The 15,517-nt window shown below is 45.2% G+C and carries 19 protein-coding genes; 13 read left to right on the forward strand and 6 right to left on the reverse strand.

All coding sequences use genetic code 11. The features are described from left to right. The first annotated feature begins 240 nt into the window (after positions 1 to 240). Entirely contained in the window at positions 241 to 816 is a 576-nt protein-coding gene (locus tag BC343_RS30705; protein ID WP_143822080.1) for a hypothetical protein, read from the forward strand. Positions 817 to 838: 22 nt separating this feature from the next. Here BC343_RS30705 and BC343_RS06060 read toward each other — a convergent pair whose 3' ends face one another. The 3 genes from BC343_RS06060 to parS all read right to left on the reverse strand — a co-directional run bounded on the left by BC343_RS06060 (position 839) and on the right by parS (position 3,650). Then, a complete protein-coding gene (locus BC343_RS06060) occupies positions 839 to 2,626 on the reverse strand; it encodes an ABC transporter ATP-binding protein (protein ID WP_078346863.1) in 1,788 nt (595 codons plus the stop codon). Positions 2,627 to 2,703: 77 nt separating this feature from the next. After that, a complete protein-coding gene (locus BC343_RS06065) occupies positions 2,704 to 3,168 on the reverse strand; it encodes an RES family NAD+ phosphorylase (RefSeq protein WP_162276829.1) in 465 nt (154 codons plus the stop codon). After that, positions 3,165 to 3,650 (reverse strand): type II RES/Xre toxin-antitoxin system antitoxin, encoded by a 486-nt coding sequence (parS, locus tag BC343_RS06070; protein ID WP_078346865.1) that lies wholly within the window; start codon positions 3,648 to 3,650, stop codon positions 3,165 to 3,167. Before parS ends, BC343_RS06065 begins: the two co-directional genes overlap by 4 nt. Before the next feature lie 195 nt (positions 3,651 to 3,845). Here parS and BC343_RS06075 point away from each other — a divergent pair, with 195 nt between their 5' ends. From BC343_RS06075 to BC343_RS06110, 9 genes are all read left to right on the forward strand, one after another. Continuing rightward, positions 3,846 to 4,931: a Glu/Leu/Phe/Val family dehydrogenase gene (locus BC343_RS06075; RefSeq protein ID WP_078346866.1), complete on the forward strand. Its 1,086-nt coding sequence runs from the start codon at positions 3,846 to 3,848 to the stop codon at positions 4,929 to 4,931. A 49-nt stretch (positions 4,932 to 4,980) separates the two neighbouring features. Continuing rightward, entirely contained in the window at positions 4,981 to 5,928 is a 948-nt protein-coding gene (nusB, locus tag BC343_RS06080) for a transcription antitermination factor NusB (RefSeq protein WP_078346867.1), read from the forward strand. Between the two features lie 7 nt (positions 5,929 to 5,935). After that, positions 5,936 to 6,364, forward strand: coding sequence for a DUF1573 domain-containing protein (locus BC343_RS06085; RefSeq protein WP_078346868.1), 429 nt, complete (start codon positions 5,936 to 5,938; stop codon positions 6,362 to 6,364). 15 nt (positions 6,365 to 6,379) lie between these two features. Further along, on the forward strand, positions 6,380 to 6,724 hold the full coding sequence (gene yajC / locus BC343_RS06090; protein WP_078346869.1) for a preprotein translocase subunit YajC: 345 nt from the start codon (positions 6,380 to 6,382) through the stop codon (positions 6,722 to 6,724). A 155-nt stretch (positions 6,725 to 6,879) separates the two neighbouring features. Continuing rightward, positions 6,880 to 7,824 carry a CdaR family protein gene (locus tag BC343_RS06095; RefSeq protein WP_078346870.1) on the forward strand — a complete coding sequence of 315 codons (945 nt, stop codon included), beginning with the start codon at positions 6,880 to 6,882 and terminating at the stop codon, positions 7,822 to 7,824. Beyond that, positions 7,824 to 8,432 carry a dephospho-CoA kinase gene (gene coaE / locus BC343_RS06100; protein WP_078346871.1) on the forward strand — a complete coding sequence of 203 codons (609 nt, stop codon included), beginning with the start codon at positions 7,824 to 7,826 and terminating at the stop codon, positions 8,430 to 8,432. Before BC343_RS06095 ends, coaE begins: the two co-directional genes overlap by 1 nt. Then, on the forward strand, positions 8,429 to 9,367 hold the full coding sequence (locus BC343_RS06105) for an MBL fold metallo-hydrolase (protein WP_078346872.1): 939 nt from the start codon (positions 8,429 to 8,431) through the stop codon (positions 9,365 to 9,367). Before coaE ends, BC343_RS06105 begins: the two co-directional genes overlap by 4 nt. Beyond that, positions 9,367 to 9,528, forward strand: coding sequence for a DUF5522 domain-containing protein (locus BC343_RS31200; protein ID WP_162276830.1), 162 nt, complete (start codon positions 9,367 to 9,369; stop codon positions 9,526 to 9,528). Before BC343_RS06105 ends, BC343_RS31200 begins: the two co-directional genes overlap by 1 nt. A gap of 36 nt (positions 9,529 to 9,564) precedes the next feature. Beyond that, positions 9,565 to 10,017: a MarR family winged helix-turn-helix transcriptional regulator gene (locus tag BC343_RS06110; RefSeq protein ID WP_078346873.1), complete on the forward strand. Its 453-nt coding sequence runs from the start codon at positions 9,565 to 9,567 to the stop codon at positions 10,015 to 10,017. Between the two features lie 194 nt (positions 10,018 to 10,211). On the opposite strand, the gene BC343_RS06115 is transcribed toward BC343_RS06110, so the two are convergent. After that, on the reverse strand, positions 10,212 to 10,781 hold the full coding sequence (locus BC343_RS06115; protein WP_078346874.1) for a phosphatase PAP2 family protein: 570 nt from the start codon (positions 10,779 to 10,781) through the stop codon (positions 10,212 to 10,214). Positions 10,782 to 10,910: 129 nt separating this feature from the next. On the opposite strand from BC343_RS06115, the gene glmM reads away from it, so the two are divergent. The 3 genes from glmM to BC343_RS06130 all read left to right on the forward strand — a co-directional run bounded on the left by glmM (position 10,911) and on the right by BC343_RS06130 (position 14,026). Then, on the forward strand, positions 10,911 to 12,296 hold the full coding sequence (glmM, locus tag BC343_RS06120; RefSeq protein WP_078347037.1) for a phosphoglucosamine mutase: 1,386 nt from the start codon (positions 10,911 to 10,913) through the stop codon (positions 12,294 to 12,296). Between the two features lie 91 nt (positions 12,297 to 12,387). Further along, on the forward strand, positions 12,388 to 13,524 hold the full coding sequence (locus BC343_RS06125) for a cysteine desulfurase family protein (protein ID WP_078346875.1): 1,137 nt from the start codon (positions 12,388 to 12,390) through the stop codon (positions 13,522 to 13,524). 211 nt (positions 13,525 to 13,735) lie between these two features. Further along, complete coding sequence (locus BC343_RS06130) at positions 13,736 to 14,026, forward strand: hypothetical protein (RefSeq protein WP_078346876.1); 291 nt, start codon at positions 13,736 to 13,738, stop codon at positions 14,024 to 14,026. Between the two features lie 190 nt (positions 14,027 to 14,216). Here BC343_RS06130 and BC343_RS06135 read toward each other — a convergent pair whose 3' ends face one another. Together BC343_RS06135 and BC343_RS06140 are read right to left on the reverse strand one after the other, a co-directional pair. After that, positions 14,217 to 14,546, reverse strand: a complete 330-nt coding sequence (locus BC343_RS06135; RefSeq protein ID WP_078346877.1) for a YbjQ family protein — start codon at positions 14,544 to 14,546, stop codon at positions 14,217 to 14,219. 37 nt (positions 14,547 to 14,583) lie between these two features. Then, a complete protein-coding gene (locus BC343_RS06140) occupies positions 14,584 to 15,504 on the reverse strand; it encodes an alpha/beta fold hydrolase (protein ID WP_078346878.1) in 921 nt (306 codons plus the stop codon). Positions 15,505 to 15,517: the final 13 nt, after the last annotated feature.

Below are 15,517 nucleotides of genomic sequence, written 5' to 3' on the forward strand. Positions count from 1 at the left end.
CGTAATAGTTTTGGTTGGGATAAATATAAAGAAAAAATTAATGTGCAACTATTAATTGTAACAATATTAAATAAATATTAAACAATTGCGCAATAAGTTTGTATTCGTGTCGTTGCGACACAATTTCGTTTTGGAAAGAAATTCGTTATCTATGCATTCAATGCCGCGGGCATCTTCATTAACTTCCGCGACGCAACTGTATAAACAGTCGTTATTACTTCAACATCAATTAAGGAAATAATGGGACTTGACATTTCAATAGCAACTAACAATGATGAGGAAGTTTATTCTCCGGACTATGACGACGATATCCATGATTATTGTCATAAGCATGGTTTAAGCAGGGCTTTTTGTAGTTTTATATACAGGCGTTATCTAACAAGGTATTGTCCCGATCTCAAGCAAATTGGAGAATTGGTTGGAGTAGATATTACCCCGATTTATTTAATGCATGGTTATCCTGCTGACGTGGTGTTGGAATCTGCTATAAAGGTTGCCCAAACACAAGAGGAAAGGCAAAAAATCTTACATGACGCGGAGGCCTATAAAAAGAAATTAGAAGGGAATATTGATTTGGTAATTGCCGCCATCTCTGATTTGATTGCCAAGCTATCGGCCATTAAAGATCTGCCATCCATATTGCCGCAAATTGACTCTTTTTCAGGAGGCTGGGCCTTTTACTTTTCCGATTTCGAAATTGATAAAGGCGACGGTTATATTGCCAATAATTTCGGGCAGGACCTAAGAAATTTAAAGAGTTTCCTGGAATTTGCAAAAAACAAAAATGCAACAACTGTTTGGTTTCGATATGGTTAATCGTACAGGCAAAATGGGAACTTTACGCCTTCTCTGCCTCCTCCAGCAACTGCATCTCGTACAACTCAAAGTAAGCTGCTTTTAGTGCCATTAGCTGGTTGTGAGTGCCTTGCTCAATAATTTCGCCGCCATCTATTACCAATATTTTGTCGGCATTTTTTATGGTGCTTATGCGGTGCGATATAATGATGCTGGTTTTGCCCTGCATAATGCGGCCCAGGTTGCTTAGTATCTCTTCTTCGGTACGTGTATCAACGGCAGATAGGCAATCATCAAATATCAAAACCTGTGGCTGCTTTACAATGGCGCGCGCAATGCTAACGCGTTGTTTTTGCCCGCCGCTAAGGGTAACACCACGTTCACCTATTAGTGTATCAAACCCTTTTTCAAGTTCGATAATGTTATTGTAAACGGCAGCATCTTTAGCCGCTTGCTCTACGCGAGGCATATCCAGTACATCGGCGCTGAAGGCAATGTTGTGCGATATAATGTCTGAGAACAGGAAAACCTCCTGCGGTACAAAACCAATTTGCGAGCGGTAGCTATCCAGGTTTAGTTGGATGATGGGTTTATCATCTATCAACAGTTGGCCGCCCGTAGTATCATACATCCGCATGATCAAGTTGCCGATGGTTGATTTCCCGGAACCGGTGCGCCCTATTATAGCCACCATTTCGCCCGGGTTAGCCACGAACGATACATTTTTTAAAGCCTCTATTCCGGTATCGGGATAAGTAAACGATACATTGCTGAATTCGATCTTGCCTGCCAAATGCTGCGGCGCTGCCTGCGGCGACTGTATCTCCGGCTCCTCGTGCAGAAACTCATTAATACGTTTTTGCGATGCGGCGGCACGTTGTATCAGCGAAGTTACCCAGCCCAACGATATTACCGGGAAGGCCAGCATGTTTAGGTATACAATAAACTCGGCAATATTACCCGCGGTGATGTTGCCCTTCATTACCTCCACGCCGCCAATGTACATGGTGATCACGTTGCTCAATCCAATGAGTAATAACATAGATGGGAAAAACATGGCCTGCACTTTGGCCATGGCCATGCTTTGGGTTTTATAGTCTTCGCTTTCGGTAGCAAATTTTTCGCGCACAAAACTTTCCCGTACGTATGATTTTATCACCCTAATGCCCGAAAAGTTTTCCTGTACAAAGCTGGACAGAGCAGAGAGGCGCTTTTGGATGTTCTCGCTGCGGTGCTCTATTACCGTGTTTACGTAAAATATAATTACCGCTAAAACCGGAAGCGGTAATATGGAGAAAACGGTTAGCCTAAAGTTAACCGTGAGCATGGCGTAGATAACCAGTATAAAAAGTATTACCGTATTAATGGTATACATAATGCCTGGGCCCAGGTACATGCGCACGCGGCTAACATCTTCCGTTACGCGGTTCATCAAATCGCCGGTGTTGTGGCGGCGGTAAAAAGCAAGCGATAGGCGCTGGTAATGGGCGTATATCTCGTTCTTCATATCATACTCAATATGGCGCGACATGAGTATAATTGTTTGCCGCATAAAAAACAGAAACAGTCCGCGCAGCAAAGCCAAGATCAACACCAAAATACCGAATAACAATAGGCTGGAGCCAAAGATATCGTAGATCATCTCCTGTCTGTTAAAGCCCGAGAAAAGCTGATAGGTACTAATATTCTCAGTCACCAGGTCGAATGCCACCCTTACTACCTGTGCCGGCAAAACCGCAAATATGTTAGAGATGATAACGAACAGCACCCCCGGTACCAGCCGCCAGCGGTATTTATAAAAGAATTTATTGAGGTAGGCGAGTGCTTTCATTTGATTTCAGTCCGAAAGTCGGAGGTCGGGAAGTCCGAAAGACGGTACGCCAAAAGTATTAAAAGCTTTTGAAGATATTAGTTATTTGCCGCAAACAACCTTCTATCGAACCGGAAGGGGTGTGCTTCGGCTATTTTTAACGCAGCTGCTTCTGGGTGCATTGGGTTTATCAATACGTTTTTGGCCAGCGGGTCTATCACGCTGGGTATATAGAGTAATAAGGCGCTTTTTTGTCGCAGCCAGGCGTTACCTATTCGCTGTAAGCGCAAGGGGGCGGGGTAATCCTGCCAGTTAAGGGGTAATTGCGGAATGGTTACTTGTTGCGCGCTGGCGTCGTCTGGCACCAAAATGCCGGTCATCACCAAATCGTTGTGTATCTCGCCGGTTTGCATGTGCACTAATTTTTCCAGTATACTGGTTGATGAACTTAGTGAGGTGTATAAAACGGGCATATGATCGTGCCAGCGCGCGGCTGACAGTAAGCCGCCTTTGCCGCTAAGGTCGTAGGCGTATTTATCGCGGGCTATGCGGTATAATATCACGAGTAAAAACCGTATTCGATACTGGTGAGCAAATTATTTACCAAACGCAGGCCCTCACCGGTATCAAGCAGATCAACGGGGGCAACATTGCCAATAGCCAAATTGGGGCGGCTTATCCAATTGTTTATGGTAGCGGCATCGCCAAAAATATCAAGCCCGCGGGTGTAAATACGGGTAAACTCGTATAAAAAGTTTGACTGCTCGGGAGAGAGGCGGTCATCTTTTTCGTAACGATTTAGTTGGCGCGTACTGATATGCAGGATGTTAGAAAGCTGCGTGCGCGATATGTTGGTTTTCTCTAAAACGGTATCAATAGCCAGTTTTGGTATGCCATCCCTGATGTGCTCAATGGCGGCATCCCTGGCAGGCGGATTTGTATTATAGACTATTTCAGGCTCCCTTAACAGGAATTTTAGTACTTCATCACCCTCCGGCATTTCGTAGGGGAGTGATTCTACATTAAATATTTCGGGCTCTTTCATTTTATAACCTCCTGAATTATGTCTTCAAATGTACAGACAAATGTCTTCTTTTGGAAATTTGTTTTCATTTTTCCCTATAAAAAGTTTACGCTATGTTAGGCTGTTCAGACTTTCGGCTTTTTCCGACTTGCGGACTATTCAAAAAACCTCTATTTTTGCAGCAAAACCGGAAAAATACAAAATAGCCGTTCTGTAATGCCTTCACCACAGCCCACCGATAGTATTTTCAGCCAGCTTGATGCCCTCGGCCATAAAAAAGTTGTGTTTTGCAGCGACCCGGATACCGGTTTGAAAGCCATCATTGCTATTCATGATACTACTTTAGGACCCGCATTGGGTGGTACCCGCTATTGGGCCTACCGAAGCGAGCAGGAAGCTTTGCAGGACGTACTGCGGCTATCAAAAGCCATGACGTATAAGTCGGCCATTGCAGGTTTAAACCTGGGTGGGGGTAAGGCAGTCATCATCGGCGATTCGCGCAAGGATAAAACCGAGGCGTTGCTACGCAAGTTCGGCCGTTTCATCAAAAACCTTAACGGGGAATTTATTACCGCCGAAGATGTAGGTACCAACCCGCGCGACATGGAGTACATCCGCATGGAGACCCAGCATGTTACCGGCGTGCCCGAAAGCATGGGTGGCAGCGGCGACCCTGCACCTATAGCGGCATTGGGCGTATACATGGGCATTAAGGCCTGCGTAAAAGAACTTTACGGTAACGATACCATTACCGGCCGCTCGGTTATTGTACAGGGTATTGGCCACGTAGGTGAGCATTTGGTGAAACTGCTGCGCGAGGATAACGCCAAAGTTTACGTGAGCGATATTAACGATGAGCGCACCCGCCAGGTATCAAAAAAATACGGTGCCGAAGCTGTATCTAACAATACCATCTTCGATATCAACGCCGATATTTATTCGCCATGCGCATTGGGTGCTACCATCAATACGCAAACCATTGCCAAACTGCAGTGCGCCATTATAGCCGGCTCGGCCAACAACCAGTTGCAGGATGAGGCTGTACACGGGCAAATGTTGCTGGATAAAGGCATACTATTTGCGCCCGATTACGTTATAAGTGCAGGCGGCATTATCAATTGCTATTCGGAACTGATGGGTTTTAGCAAAAAACGCACTATGCAGCTTACAGAGAATATTTACGAGGCTACCCGCAATGTGTTAAAACTATCGGCAGCCGAGAAAATTTCCACGGTGGTGGCGGCAAACAAAATAGCCGAAAAACGTATTTCAGATATTAAAAAAGTAAAATCAACCTATTAATAATTATCATAAACAGCTCCAATTGTCCGGGGCATAATCGTTCTTACAAATGTTAAACAGAAGGCACCTTAGGGTAAAAGTATTACAATCTTTGTACGCGTACCATCAATCGAATTCGCGCGATATTAAACATCACGAAAAACAATTACTGAGCAGTATAGACCAGGTATTTGAAATGTACATCTGGATGCTCTCGCTTATCAGCGAAGTTATACTATATGCAGAGCGCGACGCCGAAGAACGTGCAAATAAACATCTGCCTACTAAAGAGGACCTGAACCCTAACCTCAGAATTTTAACCAACAAGTTTTACACCTCGCTTAACGATAATAAAGAATACCTTGTTGCTTTAAAGAAATACAAGGTAGAGTGGTCGTTCGATCCTGAACTGGCTAAATCGCTCTTCATTACACTGAAAAACTCATCGGAATACGCTGAATACCTGGCAAAAACCGATGATACCATCAGCACCGATAAAGACATCATCAAATTCATTTTCAAGAAAGTTATCCTGAAATCGTCGCTTGCCGAGCAGGTGTTTGAAGATAAATTTATTTACTGGCCGGTTGATAAAGAAGTGTTGCAGGCCCTGATAGCCAAAACCTTCAAAAACTTCGCTTCCGAAAACCCTAAAGAAAACCATTTGGCCGAGATAAGCGGTAACTGGGTAGAAGATAAAGAGTTCGTGCTGAACCTTTACGCACAAACCATCAAATTTGATGCCCCTTACCAGGAACTGATAGCTCAAAAAACCCAAAACTGGGAGCCGGACCGTATTGCCATGATGGATACGCTTTTGATGAAGATGGCCATTGTGGAATTTATTAACTTTACCTCGATACCGGTTAAGGTTACCATTAACGAATACCTGGAGATATCTAAGGAGTTTAGTACTCCTAAGAGTAACTCGTTCATCAATGGTATCTTAGATAAAATATTGGCCGAATTAAAAGCCGAGAACAAGGTAAAGAAAGTTGGCAGAGGACTAATAGAATAACCCGATAATGAAAAAACTAATTGTATGTGCTATGGTTGCCGCTACGTTATTGTCGGCAGCATGTGGTTCTTCAACCCAAAGCGGCAATGCAGCTACTGCCGAAAATGCAGGTGCTACCAATGCGCCGGTAATGAAGTTCGAAAAAGACACTCACGACTTTGGCAAAATTAAAACTGGCGACAAAGTAACCTACGAGTTTAAATTTACCAATACCGGCAAATCGCCCCTGATTATTCAGGATGCTATTGCTACCTGCGGCTGCACCAAGCCCGAGTGGCCAAAAACACCTGTGCAACCCGGTGCCGATGGCGTTGTTAAAGTAACTTTCGATAGCACGGGCAAATCGGGTTTACAGGATAAGCAAATTACGGTTACTGCCAATACCAACCCTGCCCAAACTATGGTGCACCTTATTGGCGAGGTAGCTACTAAATAATACATACACTATAAAATGACAGCAACTATTTTACTACAGGCGGCAGCGCAGCCTACTATTTTTGGCATGAACCCACAGATCATCATGTTTGGGTTAATTGCTATTGTGTTTTATTTCTTCATGATACGCCCGCAAATGAAAAAGGCTAAAGATCAGAAGAAATACGTTGAAGAACTTAAAAAAGGCGACAAAGTGGTAACCACAGCCGGCATACACGGTAAAATATACGAGATTTCGGAAGCGACTGCTACTATAGTGGTTGAGGTAGAGAACGGTGCACGCATCCGTTTCAGTAAATCGGCCATCTCGTTAGATGAATCGAAGGCATTGAATACGCCTGCCGTTGAAAAGAAAGCCTAATTGAGCTGAAAGCCGAAAGTTTAAAGCAGAAAGCAATTCAACGTTCGGTTCTTAAAACATAACAAATACAAAGCGGAAGGCTTAAAGCGCGAATAGAAAGTAGTATTTTTGTTCGATGCTTTAAGCCTTTCGCTTTCTGCTTTACGGGTAAACAAATGGCAATTATCAAACTATCGGCTATTGAGCGCAGGCGGTTATCCGCTTTTGTTACCTGCCTTGCCGTTGCTATTGTTGCCTGGGTATTTACGGTGCTATCAAACCCGCAAACCTATAAAGTAAAGCAAGCCATTGTTTTTAAAAATATGCCGCAGCGGCGCGCCTTTCACTCGCTACAGCCCGATACGCTTAATGCTACCGTAGTTGGCAGCGGCTGGAAGATGCTTTTTACACGTATGAGCGAGAGCAATGATAGGGTGACCGTTGACCTGAGTACGCTCGAAAGCAAAAACTACATTGTTTTAAATAACCAGCTAAGGCAGATAAACGCCCGCCGCGATGCCGAGCATCAAATTATCGGCTTCGACCCCGATACGCTTTTTTTCGATTTCTCTAACCGGCTAATTAAGCGCGTGCCCGTAAAGCTGGTGAACGGCGTAAAATATCAGAAGCAATTCATGCAGTCGGGCGCGATTGTTATTAAGCCCTCGCACGTAACCATTAGTGGCCCTGCCGAGGTATTGGCAAAAATATCGGCCTGGAAAACTGATTCGGTAAACTTGAAAGGGCAGAACGAGAGTTACCATAGCCGTGTAAACTTGCAGCCAAGTACCGAGGGTAACTTAACCGTATTGCCCAAAAGTGTTATAGTGAACATCCCCGTTGATGAGTTTACTGAGAAAACGTTACAGATACCTGTAAGGCTTATTAATAACCGCCATTATTACGATGTAAAGGTTTTTCCGCAAAAGGTGAAGGTTACGTTTACTACTGCGCTGAAAGATTTTGCGGATATTAACGAGGATGATTTTGAAGCCGTGGCCGATCTGGACCAATGGACGCAGGGTTATAGGGTGTTAACGGTAAGGCTTACGCATTCGCCATCGTACAGTAAAGTGGTTAAAATAGTGCCACAAAATGTAGACTTTATTGTTAAAAAATAATGTTTAAAGTAGGTATAACCGGCAATATAGGCAGCGGCAAAACTACGGTTTGCAAAATATTCGAGGTGTTGGGCATCCCGGTGTTTTATGCAGATGACGAAGCTAAAAAAGTAATGGTGAATGATGCCATACTTATAGATGGGGTAAAAAAAGCCTTCGGCGATGAATCATACCTGCCCGATGGGTCACTTAACCGCAAACACATTGCCGCTATAGTTTTTAATAACGATGAGGAACTGATAAAGCTGAACCGGCTGGTGCATCCCGCTGTGTTTCGTGCTTTTGATGTTTGGGCGCAACAGTTCAAGGGCCGGGCTGATATTCCGTATGTGATAAAAGAGGCTGCGATTTTATTCGAGAGCGAGTCTTACAAAAAAGTCCACCGCTCATTAATGGTATCCGCGCCGGAGAAGCTCAGGTTTCAGCGTGTGATGCTTCGCGATACTATAAGCGAAGAAGAAGTGCAGAAACGGAACGCCCGCCAAATGAGCGAAGAGCAAAAGACTGATATGGCCGACGATGTAATTTTAAACGACGATACCCAACTGGTAATACCACAGGTACTGCAAATGCACAAACTGTACCTTTCCCTGGCCAAGAGCGAATGATATTAGACGATTTCTTATCCTTTAACGCCAACGGGCTTTATTGCTCCTACGGCGATTTCTATTTAGATCCAAAGCAGCCCGTAACAAATGCCATTATCAGTCACGCTCACGCCGACCATGCGATTGCCAGCAATACTAGCGTTTACGCAACCGAAGCCACCATTGCTTTTATGCAGCTGCGTTATGGTAAATTGGCTGGTAAAGTGCTTTACACTGCAGCTTACTATGCCTCTTTCAATGTTGGTGGTGTAGATATTACCTTCATCCCTGCAGGGCACATGCCGGGTTCCGCGCAAATATTAATGGAGTATAAAGGCATCAGGTATTTATACACCGGCGATTATAAGCTGCAGCCCGATGCTACCTGCGAACCTATGGAATTTGTGAAAGCCGATGTGCTGATAACCGAAAGTACGTTTGCCGAACCCAATACCAGCCATCCCGACCCGGTAGAAGAAATAAAAAAGCTGAACGATATCAAAATAAATATCCTGCTTGGGGCTTATGCGCTCGGCAAAAGCCAGCGCCTCATCAGGATGATAAACGATTACGCCCCGCAGAAGAAAATATTGGTGCATCACCGTATTATGCCTATCAACGCCATTTACGAGAAGATGGGCTTTGCATTGGGAAAACACCAGATATACGGCCGTAAGCTGATGAAAACGCAAGAAGAGTGGGTGTATATAGTGCCGCCTTTTACCTTCGACAGTTATATCAGGGCGGTAGGGGTAAAGCGCTTGTTCGCCTCCGGGTGGAAAAATTTGCAGGTGAACACGCAGGATACTCTTTTTATATCCGACCATGCCGACTGGAACGATATCATCAAAACCGTTGAGCAAACCCAACCCCAACAAATTTGGACTTTGCATGGTGAGGGCAGGCATTTGAAGGAGCATTTTAAAAATGATATTTTTGTAAAGTTGTTGAACTAATGCTGCAGGAAAACGTAGACTACTACATTAACGCAGATGGCAACTTTGTTTTTACCGAAGCTTACCATTTAAAACGTGGTTATTGCTGCAAAAATAAGTGCCTGCATTGCCCATGGCATTATGCCCGCGAGGATAAGGTTAAACAAAAAGACAATAAATAAGTTATATTTGCATCAAAATCAAGCTATTGCACCACAATGGGAATAGAAGAAGATATACAGAGTACAAATTTTGAGGATAACTACCACAAAGCAGTAATTAACCTGTCGTACACCTACGGCTGGATAACCAACTTGTCGCGCCCCAAATTTGAGCAGTACAATTTAACGCAGCAGCAGTTTAACATCCTGCGCATTTTGCGTGGCCAGTACCCCAAACCGGCTACTGTGAACCTATTGAAAGAGCGCATGATAGATAAAATGTCGGATGCATCGCGCATTGTGGATCGTTTGGTACAAAAGGGCCTGGTATCGCGCTGCACCAATAATAAAGACAGGCGCGCCGTTGATATCCGCATCAGCGACCAGGGGCTCGACGTATTATCTACCATGGATAAAGAGTTCAAAACAAAGGATATGTTACAGGATAACCTTACGCTGGAAGAAGCGGGGTTGTTAAGCGATCTGCTGGATAAGATGCGGGGAGCTTAGCCTTTAAGTCCGAAGTCTTTAGTCCGAAAGTCCGAAAGATGAAAAATATAGGTGCCCGGTTATGCCGGGCATTTTTTATTGGTGGCAGTACGAGAGTTTGGCGGTGTTGAATTTGCTCCGTTAGGAGCTACCTGTTTGTAGAAAGAAATAAAAATATTTTTTGTGCGCCGTAGGTGCTACCCCTAAACATAAAGCTATGCCATAAACCCCGGCTGCCATTTCTTAAATGCCACAAAAAATAGCCACCCTACCAAACTCCCGTAAATAGCGCCGACGGTTACATCAACAGGGTAATGCACGCCAACATAAACCTGTGCAAAGCAAATTATGGCTGCCCACAATAGTATAGTTACACCGACCCATCTCCATCTTTTCCCAAATGCTAAACACAGAAACATGGCCATTGCAAAATGGTCGGTCGCGTGGGTGGAGGGGAAGCTATACCCGGGGCCGCAATCTATGCGGCTAATAACTGTTTTTGAGGTAACTGCATCCCGGCAGGGCCTGTCGCGCTGAACGGTTTTTTTGATGAGGCTGGCGCTGGTAAAATCGGCAAAGCCGGCACTTAGGGCAAGCATCAACACCAAAATAGCGCCTTGCTTTTTATAACGATAAATGCTGAAGCCGATGATGAAAATATACAACGGTATCCAAAACCTGGGGTTGCGCATCAGGGGCATTATCCAATCGAAGAACGCGTTGGCCAGACCGTGATTGATGAAATAAAATAAATGCCTGTCGAGCTGTAGGAGGAATTCGGGCATCGTGTTTTTAAACGGCTATTGATGTTTGCGCTTCAAATATAGCCATTTAATTGAGGCTTAAAAGTACAGCAATTTTACAATGCAATAAGTTAATTTACGTTATTTTTGCAGGCTAAAACAGGTACGGATTTGACACTGATAAAATCTATTTCGGGTATACGTGGCACCATAGGCGGCGCAGCAGGAGAGGGGCTTACGCCGCTCGATATTGTAAAATTTACTTCGGCTTACGGCAGCTGGGCGATTAAGCGCAGCGGCATAAAAAGGATAGTAGTAGGCCGCGATGCACGCCTCTCGGGCGATATGGTGAACAACCTGGTAATTGGTACTTTGCAGGGCCTTGGTATTGATGTAATAGACCTTGGCCTATCTACCACCCCAACCGTAGAAGTTGCCGTGCCTGATGAGCAGGCAGCCGGTGGCATCATCCTCACTGCCAGCCATAACCCCAAGCAATGGAACGCCTTGAAACTGCTAAACGCGGATGGCGAATTTATTAGCGATGCTGATGGCAAAGAGGTTTTGGAAATTGCTGAAAGCAGCGATTTCACTTATGCCGGTGTTGATGCTTTAGGCAAGGTAACCAAAGACGATACCTACCTGCAAAAACATATCGATAAAATACTTGCCCTGCCTTTGGTAGATGTAGCTGCCATAAAAGCTGCCGACTTTAAGGTGGTGATAGATTGCGTAAATTCTACAGGCGGCATATTTGTACCCGCGCTTTTGAAAGCTTTAGGCGTAGAAACCGTACACGAGTTGTATTGCGAACCCGATGGCCACTTCCCGCATAACCCTGAGCCTCTTCCCGAGAATTTGCAGGCATTATCGAAAGAAGTATTAAAGAAAAATGCCGACCTCGGTATAGCCGTTGACCCGGATGTGGACCGCCTTTGCTTTGTTTGCGAAGATGGCAATATGTTCGGTGAGGAGTACACGCTGGTTGCCGTGGCAGACTATGTGTTGAAGAACACTAAAGGCAATACGGTATCAAACCTGTCATCAACCCGTGCCCTGCGGGATGTTACCGAAAAGGAGGGTGGCGAATACCATGCTGCTGCCGTTGGCGAGGTGAACGTGGTTAATAAAATGAAGGAGGTAAATGCTGTGATCGGCGGCGAAGGCAACGGCGGTGTTATTTACCCCGAACTGCACTACGGCCGCGATGCACTGGCCGGTATCGCTTTATTTTTAACGCATTTGGCAAAATTCGGCAAGCCGGTATCGGTGTTGCGTAAATCTTACCCGGGCTACTTTATCTCCAAAAATAAAATTACCCTAACGCCCGAGATGGATATTGATGCCCTGTTGCTGAAAGTAGAGGAGAAATACCAAAAGCAGCCACATACCACCATCGATGGGTTGAAAATAGAATTTGACAAAGAATGGGTACATTTGCGCAAGTCGAACACCGAGCCAATAATCCGTATCTATTCTGAAGCAAATTCGGAAACGGTAGCGAATAACCTGGCCGAGAAGATAATAATTGATATTAAAGAAATTTTAAATTTATAAGGGTCGAAAGGAAGAGTCCGAAAGTCCGGAAGACGGCAAGTCCGAAAGATAAAACTATTCACTATTCAACCATTTACTAATCTCTACCCCCATGCGCGTTTACTTCGATAATGCAGCCACTACCGCCCTCGATCCTGAAGTTTTAAAGGAAATGTATAAGGTTATGGAAAGCCAGTTCGGCAATCCCTCATCTATCCATGCCCATGGGCGCGAAGTACGCACGCTGATAGAGCGTTCGCGCAAAACTATAGCCAACCTGCTGCATACCTCGCCCGCCGAAATATTCTTCACAAGTGGTGGCACCGAGGCAGATAACACAGCCATCCGCTGTGGCATTATAGACCATAAACTTACGCATGCTATCACTACCAAGCTGGAGCACCATGCCGTACTGCACACGCTACAAGCTATGGAGAAGGCAGGCGTTATCAAACTGAGTTATGTAGATGTAGACTGTAAAGGCAATATCGACTACAACCACCTCGAAACTTTACTGAAAGATAATGAGCGCAGCTTTGTATCGTTAATGCATGCCAATAATGAGTTGGGTACTATTACAGATATTGAGCGCGTAGGCGAGCTTTGCGAGGCCTACAACGCCATTTACCACAGCGATACCGTACAAACCATTGGCCACTACAGGCACGACCTAAGCAAGCTGAAACTGCATTTTCTGGCCTGCGCGGCTCATAAGCTGCATGGCCCCAAGGGTGTAGGCTTTTTGCACGTGAACCACAAGGTAAAAATAAACCCCATGATATACGGCGGCGCGCAGGAACGCAACATGCGCGGCGGTACCGAAAACGTATACGGCATTGCTGGCCTTGCCAAAGCATTGGAACTGGCCTACAACGAAATGGATGCCCACCAGGCCTACATACAAGACCTGAAAAGCTACATGATGACCAAACTACAGCAGGAAATTGCGGGCGTTGCCTTCAACGGCGAAACCGACCCTGCAAAAAGCCTGTATACAGTACTGAACACTTCTTTTCCGGAGATGGACATGGCAGATATGCTGCTGTTCAATTTGGATATTGCCGGTATTTCGGCATCTGGCGGTAGCGCATGTAGTTCGGGCTCGGATATTGGCTCGCACGTATTAACTGCCATTGGTGCCAGTGCCGATAGGCCATCGGTAAGGTTCTCCTTCTCTAAATACAACACGAAGGATGAGGTTGATTACACTGTTGCTAAGTTGAAAGAGCTTTGCATGGTGAGTGCGTAACGTCCCTTCTTATTTTTTGTCATTGCGAGCGAAGCGCGGCAACCTCGTAGCCAATGCATGAACGGTTTGCTTGCTACGAGATTGCCACGTCGCCCTCCCGCTCAGCCCTATGCCGCTCCTCGCAATGACAATGTGGTTGGAAAATTTCTTCTTTTGAAATTCTTGGCACCGATTTTGGTATTTATTAATTAACAATTAAAAACTAAATACCATGGAAACCAACGAAAGAAACCCGGAATACAATCCAAATTATAATCCGAACGAAACACCCGAAGAAGGCAAAAGCCACCAGGAGGGTTCGGGGTATCATCCGCAAACCGAGCAGGAGCAACAGCAGGAAGGTAACGATGCATCATACAGCGAACAGAACGATGTAACGCCTCCGAATCAAAAAGAATTTCCGTCGGAAGGCGTAGCTACTAAAACAAACTTCGAAAGTCGCCCGCATGGCCGCACAACCGGCAGGATGCTGGGCCACGAACCAGGTACCGAAGGGATATAAGCTCGAGCCCCCTCCGCCTCCGTTAGTTAACGGAGGAACTTTAGAAAGACATAGAAATAGTAAAGGCCCCAAGATGGGGCCTTTTATTTTTGAATGTCGAACATCGAATTTCCAATTTCGAATGATGAAGTGAAGATTTTTGAAACCTTTTTTACTTCATTATTGGGCGTTCGATATTCATCATTCGATATTATTCCTTTTTAACCACTACAGCGGTACCGTATGCCAATACCTCGGTGATGCCCTGCATTACTTCGTTGGCATCGTAACGCATGTTGATGATAGCGTTGGCGCCTAATGCGCGGGCGTGTTGTACCAATAGCTGGTAGGCTTCTTCGCGGGCGTTTTCGCAAAGTTCTACATAAACAGATAGCCTGCCGCCAAATAGCGACTGTATACCGCCTGCAAAATTGCCTACAACGCTGCGGCTACGCACGGTAATGCCGCGTACTACGCCAAGGTGTTTGGTAACTTTGTAGCCTTCTAAACTTGTGCTGGTGGTGATGAGTGAAGTGTCCATAGTATAGTGTTTAGTTTTTTTGTTCCTAATTTAGATACTATTTCTTCAAAAATGTTACCAAAGCGGGGTTTACTATGTCTTCCTGCTCAAGAAAAGGCAGGTGCCCGGCATCTTCCACAGGCAAAAATTCTGATTTTAAAATTCCGTTCAACTGATTGCTGAATGTAAAAGGCACAGTTTTATCATCTTTTCCCCATATCAGCATTACTGGCTTATGTAGGTTGTTGAGCTTACCATAACTTTCTTTCGGGTCGAAGTTATAGTTGAACTGCGTTGACACCAGTGCATGGCGGAAGCCTTTGTATTCCATTTGCGGGATATATTGGTCAACCCAGGTGGGGTGTTTATCGGGGTATTTAAAATCATCCATTTGGCCCGATGCTCGTTTATCTGCATTCAAAATTTCTTTGATGGTGGTTATCTGCGGCAAGGCATCCGGTTTCCCGAAATTAAAAACCGGGTCTACCAATACCACTTTGCTCACAATATCGGGGTAAGTGTTGGCAAAATCGGTAACAACGGCTCCGCCGAATGATACGCCAACCAGGCTTATCGGCTGTTTTAATTCCAGTTTGGTGGTGAGTTCTTTTAGCTGGTCGGTATACAATTCTTTATTGTAAACGGTATCGGGGCGGTCCGAATAGCCGCGGCCAAATTCATCGTAACGCAGCACGCGGAAGCCGTGGGCCACCAGGTATTCGTAAGTACCATTCCAAATATAGTAGGGAACGCTGAAACCGTGCACCAGTACCACCACGCGGCCGCTGTCGGGGCCATCCAGCTCGTAATGGGTAACGCCTCCGCTTAGTTCAACATAACTGCCGTTGGTGTTTTTGCGCAGGTTATAGGTAAGTTCTTTGGTTTCTTTGTTTTGAGTGAAGTAAATAACGGCAACTGCCGCAGCGGCAAATACCAGGATCACCAGCAGAAAGGTGACAATGCGTTTAACAAGTTTCATTTTTTAGGGGAGG

Origin of the sequence: Mucilaginibacter pedocola, from assembly GCF_002013915.1 — a bacterium.
In the GTDB taxonomy this organism is placed as follows: domain Bacteria; phylum Bacteroidota; class Bacteroidia; order Sphingobacteriales; family Sphingobacteriaceae; genus Mucilaginibacter; species Mucilaginibacter pedocola.